The 16457-nt window shown below is 42.9% G+C and carries 16 protein-coding genes; 8 read left to right on the top strand and 8 right to left on the bottom strand.

Going from position 1 to position 16457, the window contains the following annotated elements:
* Positions 1-5: 5 nt before the first annotated feature.
* Positions 6-407: a VOC family protein gene (locus tag AHMF7616_RS10220; RefSeq protein ID WP_115372797.1), complete on the top strand. Its 402-nt coding sequence runs from the start codon at positions 6-8 to the stop codon at positions 405-407.
* Between the two features lie 30 nt (positions 408-437).
* On the opposite strand, the gene AHMF7616_RS10215 is transcribed toward AHMF7616_RS10220, so the two are convergent.
* A complete protein-coding gene (locus tag AHMF7616_RS10215; RefSeq protein ID WP_233507471.1) occupies positions 438-815 on the bottom strand; it encodes a cytidine deaminase in 378 nt (125 codons plus the stop codon).
* A gap of 366 nt (positions 816-1181) precedes the next feature.
* Between AHMF7616_RS10215 and AHMF7616_RS10210 the strand changes: the two genes are divergently transcribed.
* On the top strand, positions 1182-2522 hold the full coding sequence (locus AHMF7616_RS10210; RefSeq protein ID WP_115372796.1) for a saccharopine dehydrogenase C-terminal domain-containing protein: 1341 nt from the start codon (positions 1182-1184) through the stop codon (positions 2520-2522).
* Here AHMF7616_RS10210 and AHMF7616_RS10205 read toward each other — a convergent pair.
* The 5 genes from AHMF7616_RS10205 to aroQ all read right to left on the bottom strand — a co-directional run bounded on the left by AHMF7616_RS10205 (position 2519) and on the right by aroQ (position 6110).
* Positions 2519-3175, bottom strand: coding sequence for a tRNA1(Val) (adenine(37)-N6)-methyltransferase (locus tag AHMF7616_RS10205; RefSeq protein WP_233507469.1), 657 nt, complete (start codon positions 3173-3175; stop codon positions 2519-2521). The two genes, AHMF7616_RS10210 and AHMF7616_RS10205, sit on opposite strands and share 4 nt — an antisense overlap.
* Positions 3176-3240: 65 nt before the next feature.
* On the bottom strand, positions 3241-3705 hold the full coding sequence (rnhA, locus tag AHMF7616_RS10200) for a ribonuclease HI (RefSeq protein WP_115372794.1): 465 nt from the start codon (positions 3703-3705) through the stop codon (positions 3241-3243).
* A gap of 204 nt (positions 3706-3909) precedes the next feature.
* Entirely contained in the window at positions 3910-4479 is a 570-nt protein-coding gene (locus tag AHMF7616_RS10195) for a MarC family protein (protein WP_115372793.1), read from the bottom strand.
* Positions 4480-4520: 41 nt separating this feature from the next.
* Positions 4521-5600: an aminotransferase class V-fold PLP-dependent enzyme gene (locus AHMF7616_RS10190; RefSeq protein WP_115372792.1), complete on the bottom strand. Its 1080-nt coding sequence runs from the start codon at positions 5598-5600 to the stop codon at positions 4521-4523.
* A 54-nt stretch (positions 5601-5654) separates the two neighbouring features.
* Entirely contained in the window at positions 5655-6110 is a 456-nt protein-coding gene (gene aroQ / locus AHMF7616_RS10185) for a type II 3-dehydroquinate dehydratase (RefSeq protein WP_115372791.1), read from the bottom strand.
* On the opposite strand from aroQ, the gene AHMF7616_RS26365 reads away from it, so the two are divergent.
* Both AHMF7616_RS26365 and xerD read left to right on the top strand, forming a co-directional pair.
* The gene (locus tag AHMF7616_RS26365; RefSeq protein ID WP_158546133.1) at positions 6109-6273 is read left to right on the top strand and encodes a hypothetical protein; all 165 of its coding nucleotides are present in this window, start codon (positions 6109-6111) and stop codon (positions 6271-6273) included. The two genes, aroQ and AHMF7616_RS26365, sit on opposite strands and share 2 nt — an antisense overlap.
* A 2-nt stretch (positions 6274-6275) precedes the next feature.
* Positions 6276-7175 carry a site-specific tyrosine recombinase XerD gene (gene xerD / locus AHMF7616_RS10180; RefSeq protein WP_115372790.1) on the top strand — a complete coding sequence of 300 codons (900 nt, stop codon included), beginning with the start codon at positions 6276-6278 and terminating at the stop codon, positions 7173-7175.
* A 34-nt stretch (positions 7176-7209) separates the two neighbouring features.
* Here the strand turns inward: xerD and AHMF7616_RS10175 are convergent, their stop codons facing one another.
* The gene (locus AHMF7616_RS10175; protein ID WP_158546132.1) at positions 7210-8043 is read right to left on the bottom strand and encodes a CAP domain-containing protein; all 834 of its coding nucleotides are present in this window, start codon (positions 8041-8043) and stop codon (positions 7210-7212) included.
* 124 nt (positions 8044-8167) lie between these two features.
* On the opposite strand from AHMF7616_RS10175, the gene AHMF7616_RS10170 reads away from it, so the two are divergent.
* From AHMF7616_RS10170 to AHMF7616_RS10160, 3 genes are all read left to right on the top strand, one after another.
* A complete protein-coding gene (locus tag AHMF7616_RS10170; protein WP_115372788.1) occupies positions 8168-9199 on the top strand; it encodes a quinone-dependent dihydroorotate dehydrogenase in 1032 nt (343 codons plus the stop codon).
* Between the two features lie 68 nt (positions 9200-9267).
* Positions 9268-11973: an FtsK/SpoIIIE family DNA translocase gene (locus tag AHMF7616_RS10165; RefSeq protein WP_115372787.1), complete on the top strand. Its 2706-nt coding sequence runs from the start codon at positions 9268-9270 to the stop codon at positions 11971-11973.
* A gap of 33 nt (positions 11974-12006) precedes the next feature.
* On the top strand, positions 12007-12651 hold the full coding sequence (locus AHMF7616_RS10160) for an outer membrane lipoprotein periplasmic chaperone LolA1 (protein WP_115372786.1): 645 nt from the start codon (positions 12007-12009) through the stop codon (positions 12649-12651).
* Positions 12652-12700: 49 nt separating this feature from the next.
* Here the strand turns inward: AHMF7616_RS10160 and AHMF7616_RS10155 are convergent, their stop codons facing one another.
* Positions 12701-13228 carry a GNAT family N-acetyltransferase gene (locus AHMF7616_RS10155; protein ID WP_115372785.1) on the bottom strand — a complete coding sequence of 176 codons (528 nt, stop codon included), beginning with the start codon at positions 13226-13228 and terminating at the stop codon, positions 12701-12703.
* A gap of 283 nt (positions 13229-13511) precedes the next feature.
* On the opposite strand from AHMF7616_RS10155, the gene AHMF7616_RS10150 reads away from it, so the two are divergent.
* Positions 13512-16457 carry an FAD-binding and (Fe-S)-binding domain-containing protein gene (locus tag AHMF7616_RS10150; protein ID WP_115372784.1) on the top strand — a complete coding sequence of 982 codons (2946 nt, stop codon included), beginning with the start codon at positions 13512-13514 and terminating at the stop codon, positions 16455-16457.

The following is a 16457-nucleotide window of genomic DNA, read 5'->3' as shown; positions in this document are numbered from 1 at the left end:
AGCACATGGAGTTTGCCAAAATTAAAGAAACTTGCCTCTATGTGTCGGATTTAGAGCAGAGCAAAGCTTTTTACCATTCCCGGTTAGGTTTACCCATTATCAGCGAAGTTCCGAACCGGCATTTGTTTTTACGGGCGGGAAGCTCGGTACTGCTTTGTTTTATTGCGGAGGCAGCAAAGCAATCAACGGAAGTACCGCCGCATTTTGGTGCCGGGCAACTGCATCTGGCTTTTGAAACATCGCCTACCGAGTACCCAAAATGGAAAGCCAAGCTACAAGAACAGGCCATTTTGATAGAACAAGAGCATGATTGGGGTAACGGATTTTTATCGTTATACTTTCGCGACCCGGATAGGAACTGCCTGGAAATTGTAATGACGGGAATGTGGGAAAAATCTGGGGAATAGTTATTTAATAGTCGTAAACGGCCTCAAAATTTAAAAAATTTGCTTAAATCGCTCCTGGGAAAACTGCAAGGGTAACAAATCCTGCACCGATTGGCACCGGTAAAAGGTTTCGGGTCCTACCTGAATAAGCACCGGGATAGATGCATTCTGCCGATTTTCGTATTCGGCTATAACCTGGCGGCAAGCGCCGCCGGGAGTAGCACCAATGTTAATTCTACGGGCAGTTACGGCTATTGCTATAATTTTCATTGGCGGATGGTGCGCCATTAACCCGAACAAGGCGGTTCGTTCGGCGCATAAACCCGATGGAAAAACAGCATTTTCCTGATTGTTGCCGGTATGGATGGTGTTGTCGTTGAGCAAAATGGCTGCTCCCACGTGAAAACTGGAGTAAGGCGCGTACGCCAAATTCGTGGCATTTTAAGCTTTTAAAATTAGAACTTGCTCCAATCCGCTGAATTCCTCAATAGATTTCAGAATATCAAAATCAAGGGTAAGTTAAAGCTGTCGCGCCATGAAAGCTAATGTTTTGGGAAGATATGGCGTGAAATATACGCCTTCTTCTCAAGATACCTGCATAAGCATTCGGCTTTGTTGGAATTAAAACCAGGAAAATGCATGCAATCTAAACTTTACGAGTAAAGGTGGAATAACTCATAACCGGTGGTTTATAAAAAGATGAATAAACAAAAATGGAAATTAAAATAAAGTTTGTTTTTCTAAAAGGGTAGGTTATTCGTTCTGGTGCTTTAAATTGAATGGTAAATAGAAGCGATGAAGCATATTTTATTACTCGGGGCAGGTCGCTCTTCGGTTTACTTAATTGATTATTTGGTAGCCCAGGCACCTAGTCAAAACTGGCACGTTACCATAGCGGATTTGCAAACGGCTCATCTACCAGCACGCGGGCTGCCTTCCACATTTCTTTCTTACCTAAACCTTGATATTCAGGAGCAAGCGCAATTAAATAGTCAGGTACAAAAAGCCGACGTTGTTATCTCCCTGCTACCGGCAATTTTCCATCTACCGGTAGCCAAAGCTTGTTTAGCGATAAAGCGGCATTTTTTAACCGCTTCGTACGTTACGCCGGAAATCCAGGCGATGCACGAAGCTGCCAAAGAGCATGGTTTATTATTTTTGATGGAAATGGGTTTAGATCCCGGCATTGATCATCTTTCGGCCAAGGCCACTATTGACCGCATTCGGGAGCAAGGCGGACAGCTGTTTTCTTTTAAGTCGTATACCGGTGGTTTAGTGGCCCCGGAATCAGATACAAACCCCTGGCATTACAAAATATCTTGGAACCCCCGCAATGTGGTTTTGGCGGGAAAAGGAACCGCGACTTACCTTTATAACCATACGCCCAAGTACATTCCGTATTCGCAATTATTTCGGCGAACGGAGCAAATAAACGTGATTGATTTAGGTGAGTTGGAAGGGTATGCCAACCGGGATTCGTTAGCTTACCAAAAAGCTTACGGTTTAGAAAATATTCCAACCTTAATCCGCGGGACGCTGCGCTGGCCAGGATTTTGTGCCGCTTGGCATCAATTGATAAAACTGGGCCTTACCGACGATAGCTACCGACTTCCGGATTCCGAAAATATTACTTACACCCAATGGCTGGAAAGTTATTTACCGGACAATCAGCTAAAAAAGCAAGATACAATTGATCGCTTAGCTCATTATTTAAAATTACCAGGTAACAGTCGGGAGTTAGAAGCAATTCGGTATTTGGGATTGTTGGAGAGCGAAAAAATTAAATTAAAAAAAGCTACGCCGGCGCAAATTCTGGAACAACGTTTAGTACAAAGGCTGGCTTTACAACCCACCGATCAAGATTTAGTAGTCATGCAGCACGAGTTTGAATATGGGTTTAATAACCAAAAGAAGCGCTTAAAATCAGCTTTGGTTCTTACGGGGCAGGATGCTACTTACACGGCCATGGCGCAAACCGTGGGCATGCCCCTGGCTTTTGCCGCCGAATTATTACTTACCAATGAGATTAACTTATCTGGCGTTCACATTCCCGTACTGCCCGAACTATACCGGCCATTACTGGCCCGACTTGAAAAAATAGGGATTCAATTTACGGAGCAAGAAGAAAATTTTTAAAAATTAAGGTAGTAAGGCTGCAATATTTGCTCAAAAGCCTGGGTGTAATTATTCTCCGGAGTGCGGATGTAAATAGGAGATAGGTATTCCGGTAATTGCTCGTGAAAGCCAAAGCGTAAAATACGCCGGAAAAGTTTACCGCCTTCTTGGGTATACACGGGCAATTCTTGTATCAGAAACAGTTGGTACGAAGCGGCTAGTGCCGTTACTACCTGGGCTTCATGGGGCGGCAATAAAAGATAAAGGGAGCCACTAGGATTTAAAAATTTCTGACAAAAATGCAGCAAATCCGGGAAAGGTAGATCCATCGTGTGCATGGCCCGGTTGCGGGCTTGATCCGGCGATTTTTGGGAAGCTTGGTAGAAAGGTGGATTGCTGATGATAATATCAAAGGTGACGGTATTTACCTGTTCAAAGGCCTGCAAAGAATTGCTAAACAATGCAAGCCGATCGGCCCACGGACTTTGGGTAAAATTGTGATGCGCTTGTTCGGCCGCTATAATATCAATTTCAACGGCTTGGATATGGGCGGAAGAACGCTGCGCGGCCATGAGCGCTAATAAACCCGTGCCCGTTCCAACGTCCAGGATGGTCTGGGCTTGTTCCACTGGTACCCAGGCACCGAACAAGCACGAATCGGTACACACTTTCATGGCACATTGGCTTTGTTCTACCCGAAACTGTTTAAATTGGAAATAAGAATTAGCCAATAAAGTTTTTACTTTAATAATTTTTCGGCCGCCTCATAGCAATGGTCAATCAGCAAATTACGGCTTAAAGCACTGGCTACGGCTAATTGATCGCAGCGCTCATTTTCCGGGTGGCCGGCGTGACCTTTTAGCCAAACAAATTTAACCGGAAACTTCCGGTACAAGGGTAAAAAGCGCGTCCATAAGTCGGCGTTGGCTTTACCGGCAAATCCTTTTTTCTGCCAGCCAAATACCCATTTCTTTTCTACGGCATCTACCACGTATTTCGAATCCGAGTAAATAGTTACGGGTATGTTTTCGGTTTTAAGCGCCTCTAAACCCACAATCACGGCGAGTAATTCCATGCGGTTATTCGTGGTTCGCCGGAAACCTGCGGTTAGTTCTTTCTCAAACTGCTTAAACCGTAAAATAGTACCGTATCCACCCGGTCCTGGGTTCCCCCGCGAAGAACCATCCGTAAATATTTGAATCAAGTTAGTTTTGAAGTTTTAAGGTTAAAAAGTTATAAAGCTAAAAGGTTTAACTTTTTGAAGGTTTGTAATGTAAGTTTTTCTTAAAAATGGATTAAGTTTTTTATCGACATTAGTAATTAAACAATGCTATAAAATCAAGGCCGGCGAAAAGAAATTTTTAAATTTTCTGCCTTATTAACCTTTTAACTTTTAAACTTTCCAACTTCACCCCAAATGAATGTTGCTTTTAAATAGTTTGATCGCGATGGCTAATAAGATAACGCCAAAAACTTTCCGGAGAATATCGGAACCGGTGTCGCCCAACTTTTGCTCAATCCAGCTCGAGGATTTTAAAACAGTGTACACAAAAATTAAATTCAGAACAATGCCTACCAAAATGTTGGGCAAGGAATAAGCCGCTCTTAATGATAAAAGCGTAGTCAGCGTACCGGCTCCCACAATCAAAGGAAAAGCCAAAGGCACAATCGAGCCACTTTTTGAATTTGGATTGGTTTGAAACAAATGAATGCCCAGCACCATTTCCATCCCGATTAAAAAAAGAATAATAGCTCCAGCTAAAGCGAAAGATTCAAAATCTAAACCGAATAGCTTAAGAATTTCCTGGCCCAGAAACAAAAACAAGATCATGAGCACCCCGGCCACCAAGGTAGCTTTTTCTGAATGAATAACCCCTTCCCGTTTCCGCAACTCAATGATGATGGGAATGGAGCCAATAATATCGATGATGGCAAACAGGATTAGCGTGACGGATAATATTTCTTTAAAATTAAACATGAAAGACGAACGTAGAAGCAAAAAAAAACGAAGCCGCAAAGTTACGCGTAAAATTTTAAAAAAAAGTCTTTTAACACCCCGTACTCTTCATCCATAATAGCCGGGAAATTAGCTATCCGGAACGTGTTTTTGGCCCAGGCCCCGTAACCATTGCCTAAGGTAATTCCCTGACGCGCCGCATTTTTTTTCACGTCTTCAATCATTTTCGGCTCGCCTTTTACGGCCAGCACGGTGTACGAACGTACATCCGGGTTTTCTACGAGCAAGCCCAGATTACTGGTTACTTGTTCCTGAAAAAAGTCGTATAATTGCTGAGCGCGTTGGGTTAAGTCCTTATCAATCTGCTTAATAAGCGGTCGTTGTTCGAGTACTTTATTAAGTAAAAATATATTTAAAACATTGGGAGTATATGTCGTTTGAAAATTGAGCATTTTCTCGTACATCAAAACCAGGCTGTTGTAATACCGGCGTTCGTTTATTTGTTTAGCCCGGTAAATGGTGCGCGGTGAACACACCATTACTGCTAACCCGGCGGGTAAGCCAAAGCATTTCTGGACCGAAGCATACCAAATATCGGCTTTAATAAATTTCAGGTTAATGCCCGCCATCGAGGAAGTAGCATCTACCGCAATTAATGGGTCGGGAAAACGGTTAAAAAGGTTTAAAATGGTATTTTCCTTTATTTGAGTACCGTTAGAAGTTTCGTTCTGGGTAATACAAATTAAGTCGGTATCACTGGCCACTTGCAAATCGGCCACGTTTATTTCTGCTTGCAGGTCAAAAGCGGTACCCGAAGACTCGGGCCGGATTTTACGGGCGTAATCCAGCCATTTCTGGCCAAAAGCGCCGTTGTAAATATGAAAGCTTTTCCGTTTCACTAAGCTCTGGGTGAGAATTTCCCAGCACTCGGTAGCCGAAGAGGCAAAGAACACGTAGTAATCCTGCGGAATATTCAGCTTCTTTTTCAATAAAGCTACCGTGTTTTTTGAAATTTCCACGAACTTTTCGCTACGGTGCTGGATACCCAAAAGGCCTTCATCAAAAGCCATAATTAGATAATCCTTCACTTGGTCATAAACCTTAGAGGGACCTGGATAAAAATTTAAAGTAGGTTCGGGCATTGTGAATTTAACTTAAAGGAGGAGATTAAAATAAATATTATTGCATGCTCAAAATCAGGCATTTTTAAATTCAAAGCCTAACTTCTTGGGTTTAAAGTTATTTAAATACACCAAACCTAAACGGTAACCTTCCAAGCCAAAACCCACGATACAGCCTTTGCAATTTTTACTAATGTAGCTATGATGCCGGAATTCTTCCCGGGCGTACACATTAGAGATATGTATTTCGATTACGGGTGTTTCAATGGCGGCAATAGCATCCGCAATCGCAATGGACGTGTGGGTATAGGCGCCGGCGTTCAGTAATATTCCTTTGTAAGTAAAACCTACTTCGTGTAACTTATTAATTAATTCTCCTTCAATATTGCTTTGGTAATAATCCAGTTCCAGGTCCGGAAATGCGGTTTTCAGTTCTTCCAGGTAATGCTCAAACGAACGGGATCCGTAAACCGATTTTTCCCGAACGCCCAGTAAGTTTAAGTTTGGTCCGTTTAAAATTAGAATCTTCATGATGGTAGATGCGAGTGCTTTTGCTGCAAAGGTATTGAAAATATTAACCGCTTTCATGCAAGCTAATCCGTCGGATTTAAAACAAAATTTAAAAAAATTACGATGCAGTAAAGTTTGGTACTTCCGGGTAATGGGTGCTTATTTGTTTTTTTATGTAAAATAACTATGAATTGGAACACGGGTTTACAGCAATTTAAAGCCTACTTGCAGTTAGAAAAATCCTTGTCGGGAAACTCCGTAGAAGCTTATTTGCGCGATATCAGTAAACTAGAGCAATTTTTGGAAGCCTGTGGCGAGAAGGTAGGACCTTTGGAAGTGAAATCAGCGCACGTTCAGGGACTACTAGGTTGGGTGAACGAATTGGGCATGACGCCGCATTCGCAAGCGCGTACCCTTTCGGGTATCCGGGCTTTTTATAAATTTTTAATCATGGAAGATGTCCTTTCCGCCGATCCCACCGAAACCATTGAGGCGCCCAAGTTAAACCGGAAGCTACCCGACACTTTAAGCTACGAAGAAATTTCCCAGCTATTTGAAGCAATTGATGTATCTACCCCAGAAGGAGCCCGCAACAAGGCCATGCTCGAAACTTTGTATAGTTCCGGTTTACGGGTGTCGGAGTTAATAGAACTTAAAATTAGTAATGTTTACCCCGATATGGGTTTTTTGCGGGTAACCGGAAAAGGCAACAAAGAGCGCTTAGTACCCATTGGCCGCGATGCCCTTAAATTTTTAAAAATTTACTTGGAAGAAATTCGGGTACATATTCCGGTTAAAAAAGGGCAGGAAGATTTCGTTTTCTTAAACCGGCGTGGTGCTGGGCTTACCCGGGTGATGGTGTTTACTATCATTAAATCGTTAGCCCAAAAAATTGGCCTAAATAAAATTATCAGTCCGCATACCTTCCGGCATTCGTTCGCCACGCATCTAATCGAAGGGGGCGCCGATTTACGGGCCGTGCAGGAAATGTTGGGCCACGAATCCATTACCACCACCGAAATTTACACGCACCTGGATCGCGATTATTTAAAACAGATTATTCAGGATTTTCACCCGCGGAGTTAGCGCTGGTATGTTGGCTGGCCATTAATTTAAATTTTCACTCAGGTATAAGGAGTATTACGTATTGATTTTTTAAATTTTTACCTCGATTGTTCCGTTTAACAAACTCTGGCAAGTCATAATAAGATGTCTGGCTGCTTGTATTTAATTTAATGTTCACCAGAGTTAGGAGATTGGGTTGTAGAATCGGTGGGGGGGAGCCATACCCGCCAAAGTTTTGTACCAACCGGGCAAAAGGTACTTTTCTCTGTTGGTAAGGATTTTTAGAAATCCGGGCCGCGGCACCCAAAAATTGATATTCCGTCCCTAATAGATTTTTGCGATGCGGCGGCGAGTGCAACCACCCATGTACAACTTCCTCCGCATAAGTTATATAAGTATATACCCGGTACGGATTTTTGGTAGCGCAATCTAGATATTTAAAAGAACCGTCTTTTTGTCGGGCCGGGCAATATTCTAATGCTGTATTTATAATATCGTACTGAGCAATGTTTTCGGCGGTAAAATGAAACATTCCTCCAAAGGCTGTAATGCGTTTATAAGGAGTAAAGTAACTGATTTGCTTATAATTGTAGTGATCATAAAAATCCAGATCAATCATGGCCTGGGCGTGGAAAGTGGCAGTTCGGTGGAGGATGGGCGAATACCGGAACAAAGGTTTTTTTTCCTGCTCCCGGATTTTATTCGTTACCTGAAAAATGGCGGCATCTAGTAAGTCGTAGTCCGGTTTGTGCAATGGAATGGGTTTACTTACTTCCGGCAAACGCACAAATTGCTGCCAGCTTATAGCATAGTAAAATTTTTCCGCCGGATTTTGCGGTCCCCAACCAGTTATAACAAACACCCAAAATAAGACGATTACGATTCTCACTGGCTTATTTTTTGAATTTTGATGCAGGTGGATCAAGCATGGTTGTTAAAAATTTAAAAAACGGGTGCAAGAATAAGTAAAATCGGCTCTTACATTTTTGCCCGGAGTGCCTTACCTTTACCGTATGTATAAGCCACTTATTCGTCCTTTGTTATTTCAGGTAGATCCAGAGCAAATTCACGATCTTTCTTATCCGGGCATTAAAACCGCTTTTAGGCTGCCCTTTGCCGCGCAGTTGAGTAAAAAATTATTTCGGTTAGATCACCCGGGTTTAGAACGAGAAGTATTTGGTTTAAAGTTTCCGAACCCGGTGGGTCTGGCGGCTGGCTTTGATAAAGATGCCCGTTTAGTGGATGAGTTTGAAAATTTTGGCTTTGGCTTTATCGAAATTGGCACCTTAACGCCCATGCCCCAGCCCGGTAATGATAAACCACGCTTGTTTCGGTTACCCCAGGATCAAGGCCTGATTAATCGCATGGGCTTTAACAATCGGGGAGTAGAAGTAGCGGCGCACCGCCTTAAAAACCGAAAAGGAACTACGATAATCGGGGGGAATATTGGTAAAAATAAAAATACCCCCAATGACCAAGCTTTAAAGGATTATCTGTATTGCTACAAAGCCTTGTACGATGTTGTAGATTATTTTGTCGTGAACGTAAGCTCCCCCAATACCCCAAATTTACGCGAATTGCAAGATAAGGAGCCCTTGCAACACTTACTCTCGGAATTGCAGGACCAGAACCAAGCCATGGCTAAACCGAAGCCCTTGCTGTTAAAAATAGCACCCGATTTAAATACCGAACAACTGAATGATATTGTTCAGATCGCCACTAGTACCCAATTAAGTGGCCTGATTGCGACCAATACCACCATCAGTCGCGAAAATTTAACTACTAATTCGGCCCAGGTGGCGACCATGGGAGCCGGGGGTTTAAGTGGTAAACCGCTTACCAAACGTTCCACCGAAATTATCAAATACCTCCGCCAAAATTTACCGTTAAACATCCGGCTGATTGGGGTTGGCGGGATTATGACCGCGGCCGATGCGCTGGAAAAGCTCGATGCCGGGGCCGATTTAATACAGTTATATACCGGTTTTATATACGAGGGGCCGGGCTTAGTCCGCAAAATTAACCAGGCAATTCTCCAAAGGTAACGGACAGAATAAGTATTTTTGTTCAGGTAGATTAAGATAAAAATGTAAATTAGAGGTTTCTAAAAAGCATGGCTACGAATACTTTTAAACGTGATGCAGGAAATGCGCCGAAGGCTAAGAATAGCCCCAAGGCCATGAATGAGCCGGTGAACCGCAACAGCACCTCTCCCAAACCAGATAAAGCCGTAAAAGCCCGCTGGACTTTCCCCCAATTAAAATTTTTTAATTTTTCCTTTTTGCGGGATCGCCGGTTTCATTTGCTGATAGGCTTCACCTTGCTATTAACGGCGCTGTACCTGTTAATTGCTTTTGTGTCGTATTTATTTACCGGACCAGCCGACCAAAGTGTGGTGGAATCCTTAAAAACCAGTGATCTTAAAAATTCTGGTTTAGAATCAGAGAACTGGTTGGGTTTATTCGGGGCTTGGGTTTCTAATTATTTTATTTATGAATGGGTAGGGGTGGCCTCTTTTTTTATTATTCCGATCATCTTTTTCAGTGGCTATAAAATATTATTCCGCCGTACGCAGGTATCCCTTTCCTATACTTATACCATTTGTGTTTTTGCAATGGTTTGGTGCAGTTTGTTGCTGGGTTATGTGGTATTGCGCCTAAACCGGGTTGAAGATTTATCTTACCTAAGCGGCGGCATAGGTTACGAAACCGCTTTATGGTTCGAAAGCCTAATTGGCCTGGGAACGGCTTTTTTGCTGGCGTTTTTACTGATTACATTTATTGTTTTCTTTTTTAACATTACCAGCCTGCCCGGTAAAAAAGGTGTAGTTTCTGCCGTACCGGAAAAAGTAACCGATAACCGCTCCGCCGTAAATGCTTATAATGCCGATACCTATGAGCAACAATCTTCCGGATTAAACCACTATGCCAATCCAACGGCTGGTATTGAATCAGAAGAGCTAGCGGAGGATTTGCTCGAAGAAGAAGAACCCGAGATGGAGCTGGTGGTAAACAACCGGTTGGTTTCGGATAAAAGTCATCTGGAGCTAACCGTTTCTAGCGCTCCGGTACTTACGGTAGCTACTAGTGCAGTAACGGCACCTGTAAGTAATTTAGCTACCAAACCGCTAACCGGAGGAATTCAGTTAGATATTGATCCAGCTTACGATGATGAGCCGGCGTTTTTAGATGACGAAGATTTATTTTCGGAGGAGGAACCCGTAAAAACGCCGCCTGCTCCTTTTTTAACCCCTACTCCCGATTTTAAAATAACGGACATTCCCGTGGAGCCCGTCGGGCAAAACATGGAAAATTATGATCCAACCCTGGACCTGGCGCGTTACCAGTACCCGAATATTGAGTTACTAAACGATTATAACCACGGCAAAATTCAGGTAACCAAAGAAGAGCTGGAAGCCAACAAAGACAAAATTGTAGAAACTTTAGCCAACTATGCGATTGGGATTGCCAGCATAAAAGCTACCATTGGCCCAACCGTTACCCTCTACGAAATTGTGCCGGACGCTGGCGTACGGATTTCCAAAATTAAAAATCTGGAAGATGATATTGCCCTTAGCTTAGCTGCTTTAGGGATTCGGATTATTGCGCCTATTCCGGGCAAAGGAACCATTGGGATTGAAGTACCGAACAAGAAAAAAGAAATGGTTTCCATTAAGTCCATTCTCTCCACGGAAAAATTTTTAAAAAGTGAGATGGATTTGCCCATTGCTTTTGGTAAAACCATCACCAACGAAGTTTTTATTACCGACTTAGCCAAAATGCCGCACTTGCTGATGGCGGGTGCTACCGGACAAGGAAAATCGGTGGGTTTAAACGCGATCCTAACGTCATTAATTTACAAAAAGCACCCCAGTCAACTTAAATTTGTGCTCGTTGATCCGAAAAAAGTGGAGCTATCGTTGTTTAATAAGATTGAGCGGCATTTTTTGGCTAAACTTCCGGACAGCGATGAGCCGATAATCACCGATACCAAAAAAGTAATTAATACGCTCAACTCGTTGTGCATGGAAATGGACATGCGCTACGATTTGCTGAAAGATGCCGGTTGCCGGAACTTAAAAGAGTATAATCAAAAGTTTGTGGAACGGCGGTTGAATCCGAAAAAAGGCCACCGGTTTATGCCCTTTATCGTGCTGGTGATTGATGAGTTAGCCGACTTAATGATGACGGCCGGTAAAGAAGTAGAAACGCCCATTGCCCGTTTAGCCCAGTTAGCCCGGGCCATTGGTATTCATCTGGTGGTAGCTACCCAGCGGCCTTCGGTTAACGTTATTACGGGTATTATTAAGGCGAACTTCCCGTGCCGGATTTCCTTTAAAGTTACTTCCAAAATAGATTCCCGCACTATTCTAGACACCGGTGGAGCGGAGCAGTTGGTTGGTCAGGGTGATATGTTGTTTTCGGTAGGATCGGATTTAATTCGCTTGCAATGTGCTTTTGTGGATACGCCGGAAGTAGACCGGATATGTGATTTTATCGGGGACCAGCAGGGTTATAATGATGCTTATTTATTACCGGAATTTATTGGCGACGATAGCGGCAACGATAAAGCCGACTTTGACCCCAGTACCCGCGATTCCTTATTTGAAGAAGCCGCCCGCATTATTGTAACGCATCAGCAAGGGAGTACCTCTTTGCTGCAACGCCGTTTAAAATTAGGTTATAACCGGGCCGGACGGTTAATTGATCAATTGGAAGCAGCTGGCGTAGTAGGGCCATTTGAGGGTAGCAAAGCCCGCGATGTGCTTATACCGGATGAGTACAGTTTGGAACAATTATTGAATACAATGGAAAAGTAAAATAGACTTAAAGGTAACCCTCTAAATAGTATTATGAAAAGAATAACCTTATTCGTGTTTATTATAGCTGTATCTGTTGTTCAATTGGCGCAGGCGCAAGACCCGAAAGCTCGTCAGATCCTGGATGCGATGAGTAAAAAGTACCAATCCATGAAAGTCTTCCGGGCTGACTTTAATCAAACCTTGGAGAATACTAGCAGTAAAACCAAAGAAAATGTAGAAGGGGAGATAACGGTAATGGGCAACAAATTTCGCTTAAAAACCGAAGATCAGGAAATTATTAACAATGGCAATACCATCTGGACGTACATTAAATCGGAAAACGAAGTAAATATTTCGGAAAATGATCCGGAAGATGAGGGAATGACACCCAACAAAATATTTACTATGTACAAAAAAGGTTATAAATCTGCTTATGTAGAAGAAGCCAAAGTTGATGGTGAATTATGCGATGTAATTGAATTATCGCCGGAAGATCGCAACGATCCGGTTTTTAAAGTACGATTAAATATTAGCAAAAAAGATAAGTCGTTAAAAAGCTGGGTAATGTTCCGCAATAATGGTAACCGCTACACGTACAGCATCACCGATTTTACGCCGAACCCCAATGTAGATAACAACTATTTTGCGTTTGATAAAACAAAATTTAAAGGCGTTAAGGTTATTGACTTACGCTAATTAGTTTTAAAATTAAATTTTAAAAAAGCCGCTCCTGGAGCGGCTTTTTTTATGGTATACCTGTGGGCTTTACTTGCGCGTACAAAAGAGAATCAATTAACTTCCCATCTTTCAGCACACTTTTAGTTAGCCGGCCTTCCAATTTATAACCAGCTTTTTCCAGTACCCTTGCTGATTTTAAGTTCCATTCAAATACGCCGGCGTAAATCCGTTCAAGTTCTAAAGTATTAAAGCCATATTGGGTAATAGCTTGCAGGGCTTCGGTAATAATACCCCGGTTCCAGTATTTTTCGCTGAGCCAGTAGCCTACCTCGGCACTTTTGCAATAAACATCCGGTTGTATAATAAGTCCTATTCCGCCAACCGCCTCACCGTTTACTTCTAAGGCAAAGTTGGTAACGGGCTGCGTGGCATTCGCTATCATAACCCAGGTTTGAGCATCTTGCAAGGTATAAGGATAAGGAAAGGAATTACGTAAGTTAATCCAAACATTATAATTATTGGCGTGTTTTGCTAAGGCTAACTCATCGCCGGATTGCCAGTAACGGATGGTAGAACTAGAAAGGGAAAGATGCATTTTTTTAATTTTTATTGAATTTACTTAATGGAAAGCAGATTTAATTTGCTTTAGATAAAACATAGCCTTCATTCAGATTCCAGGAGGATAGTAGTTTTAAATTCAAAAAATAATTCGAAAATTTGAAATGTATGGCCAGCTATAGTTTTAAATTCTTCTGGAAAATTAATCTGCATACCTTCTTACTTCTGTTATTTGCCAATATATTAGCGTTCTAAATCAGGCATTCCTACAATAATTACTAGCTTTTATGTAGCTGATAAGTAATGCCTCTAAGTTAAAAATGAATACAGACAAATTAAATCGACTTGCCCAACAATTAACCGGCGAACTCCATTATGATTCTACCATGCGCACGTTGTACGCTACCGATGCTTCGGCGTACCGCGAAATGCCATTAGCCGTGGCTTTTCCGGCCGATAAGGAAGATATAAAAACGTTAATTCAATTTGCCCGGCAGGAGGGTACTTCGCTTATTCCCCGAACCGCCGGAACTTCTTTGGCCGGCCAAGTGGTGGGTAATGGCATTGTGGTAGATGTGTCGCGCACCTTTAATCAAATTTTAGAAATAAACCCCGAAGAGCGTTGGGTTAAAGTGCAACCCGGCGTTATTCGGGATGAGTTAAATTTAGCTCTGAAGCCTTATGGTTTATACTTTGGCCCGGAAACCTCCACTGCTAACCGCGCCATGATGGGGGGGATGGTAGGTAATAATTCCTGTGGTTCTAATTCTGTAGTATACCGCAGTACCCGCGAGCATCTTTTATCGGTGAAAGCCATTCTGAGCGACGGTTCCGAAACCGAATTTACCAGTTTAAGTCCGGCAGCGTTTGAAGCAAAATGTTTGGGCGAAAATGCAGCTAGTGCTTTAGAAACGCGCATTTACCAGGCCACCAAAGCTATGCTGAGCCACCCAACTACCCAAGAAGAAATCCGGCGCGAATTTCCGAAACCAACCGTGGAACGCCGCAATACCGGGTACGCCGTGGATCTTTTACTGGACACCGAGCCTTTTACGCCCGGTACCGATGCTTTTAATTTTTGCAAGCTAATTGCTGGCTCCGAAGGAACGCTGGCCTTTTTAACCGAGCTAAAGTTTAACATCGTTCCGCTACCGCCTAAAGAGATTGGTTTGTTGTGTATTCATTGCCATACCATTGATGAATCGCTGCGCGCGAACCTGGTGGCTTTAAAATATCAACCAAGCGCCAGTGAGCTCATGGATCATTATGTTTTGGAATGTACCAAAGCCAACCTGGAACAAAGCCAGAACCGTTTTTTTGTACAAGGCGATCCGGGAGCTATTTTGGTAGTAGAAATTGCAAAAAACACCCAAGCCGAGATTGAAGCCGTAGCGGCTGCTTTAACCGCCGATCTAAAACTGCAAAACTTAGGTTATCATTATCCTTTGGTAACCGGTCCGGATACTAAAAAAGTATGGACTTTACGGAAAGCCGGTTTAGGTTTACTTTCCAACATTCCGGGGGATGCTAAACCGGTAGCGGTAATTGAAGATACCGCCGTAGACGTGAATGATTTACCCGACTTTATCGCGGAGTTTAACCAAATTTTAAAAAAACACGATTTATACTGTGTGCATTACGCGCACGCGGGTTCAGGAGAGTTGCACTTACGGCCCATTATAAATTTAAAAACGGCCGCTGGTAATAAGTTATTTCGGATAATTGCGGAAGAAATTGCCCAACTCGTGAAAAAATACCGGGGTTCCTTAAGTGGGGAACACGGCGATGGCCGCTTGCGGGGTGAGTTTATTAAATGGATGGTAGGCGCTAAAAATTACCAGCTTCTGGAAGAGGTGAAGCGTACCTGGGACCCGGATAATATTTTTAATCCGGGTAAAATTGTAAATACCCCGGCCATGGACACCTTTCTGCGTTATGAACCGGGTCAGACTACCCCGGACTTTGATACCGTTTTTAAATTTAAAGACGCGCAAGGCATCTTACGGGCGGCGGAGTTGTGCAACGGCTCCGGCGATTGCCGCAAAACACAGTTAACCGGCGGTACCATGTGCCCCAGCTACATGGTTACCCGCAACGAAAAAGATACCACTCGCGGACGAGCCAACGTGCTCCGCGAATTTTTAACCCGTTCTACCAAAGCTAACCGTTTCGATCATCACGAGATTAAAGAGGCTATGGAGCTTTGTATATCCTGTAAAGGTTGTAAATCTGAGTGTCCGTCCAATGTGGATGTCGCTAAGCTGAAAGCCGAGTTCTTGCAGCATTATTATGATGCCAACGGCATCCCGCTGCGTACCCGATTAGTAGGTAATTTTACGAACTTAAATAATGTGGCTTCGGTCGCTCCGGGCATCTATAATTTTGTATTTACCAATAAATTTACTTCCAGGCTAGCGAAGAGAGTGGTGGGTTTTGCGGAAAATAGACCTTTGCCTTTATTGCATCATACCACGCTTCGGCAGTGGTTTAAAAAACACCAAAAACAAACCCCGCCAAAATTTTTAACCGGAAGTAAAGGCAAAGTAAATTTGTTTTGTGATGAGTTTACCAATTTTAATGATGCCGAAATTGGTATAAAAGCCGTGCAGCTATTAGAACGGTTGGGTTATGAAGTACAAATGCCCGAACACGAAGAAAGTGGGCGCACCTATTTATCAAAAGGTTTGGTGCGGGACGCTAAGAAACTAGCCGTTAAAAATGTAGCAAAGTTAAGTAAAGTAGTTTCGGCCAACGTACCTTTAATTGGTATTGAGCCGTCAGCCATCTTAACTTTTCGAGACGAATATTTAGATTTAGTTGAGGAAGACCAATACCAGGAAGCGCAAAATCTTGCCAAGAATAGTTATTTGATTGATGAGTTTATTTTTGCAGAAATGGGTAAAGGCAACATTACTCCAGATCAGTTTACACAGGAAAAACGCTTAATTAAGCTGCACGGGCATTGTCATCAGAAAGCGCTTTCTTCGGTAGCATACACCCAAAAAATGTTGTCGTTACCGGAAAACTACACCGTAGAAGTAATTCCATCCGGTTGCTGCGGCATGGCTGGGTCTTTCGGGTACGAAACCGAACATTACGAGGTATCCATGCAAATTGGGGAATTGGTTTTGTTTCCAACTGTTCGGAAACAACCCGAATCGGTAATTATTGCCGCACCCGGCACCAGTTGCCGCCACCAAATCAAAGATGGTACCGGTCGCCGGGCCTTGCATACTTTAGAAGTGTTGTATGAAGCTTTATTATAA

It is taken from the genome of Adhaeribacter pallidiroseus, from assembly GCF_003340495.1.
Taxonomy (GTDB): domain Bacteria; phylum Bacteroidota; class Bacteroidia; order Cytophagales; family Hymenobacteraceae; genus Adhaeribacter; species Adhaeribacter pallidiroseus.
The sequence above is the reverse complement of the archived record's forward strand: the minus strand, read 5'-3'. Positions and strand labels throughout refer to the sequence as shown.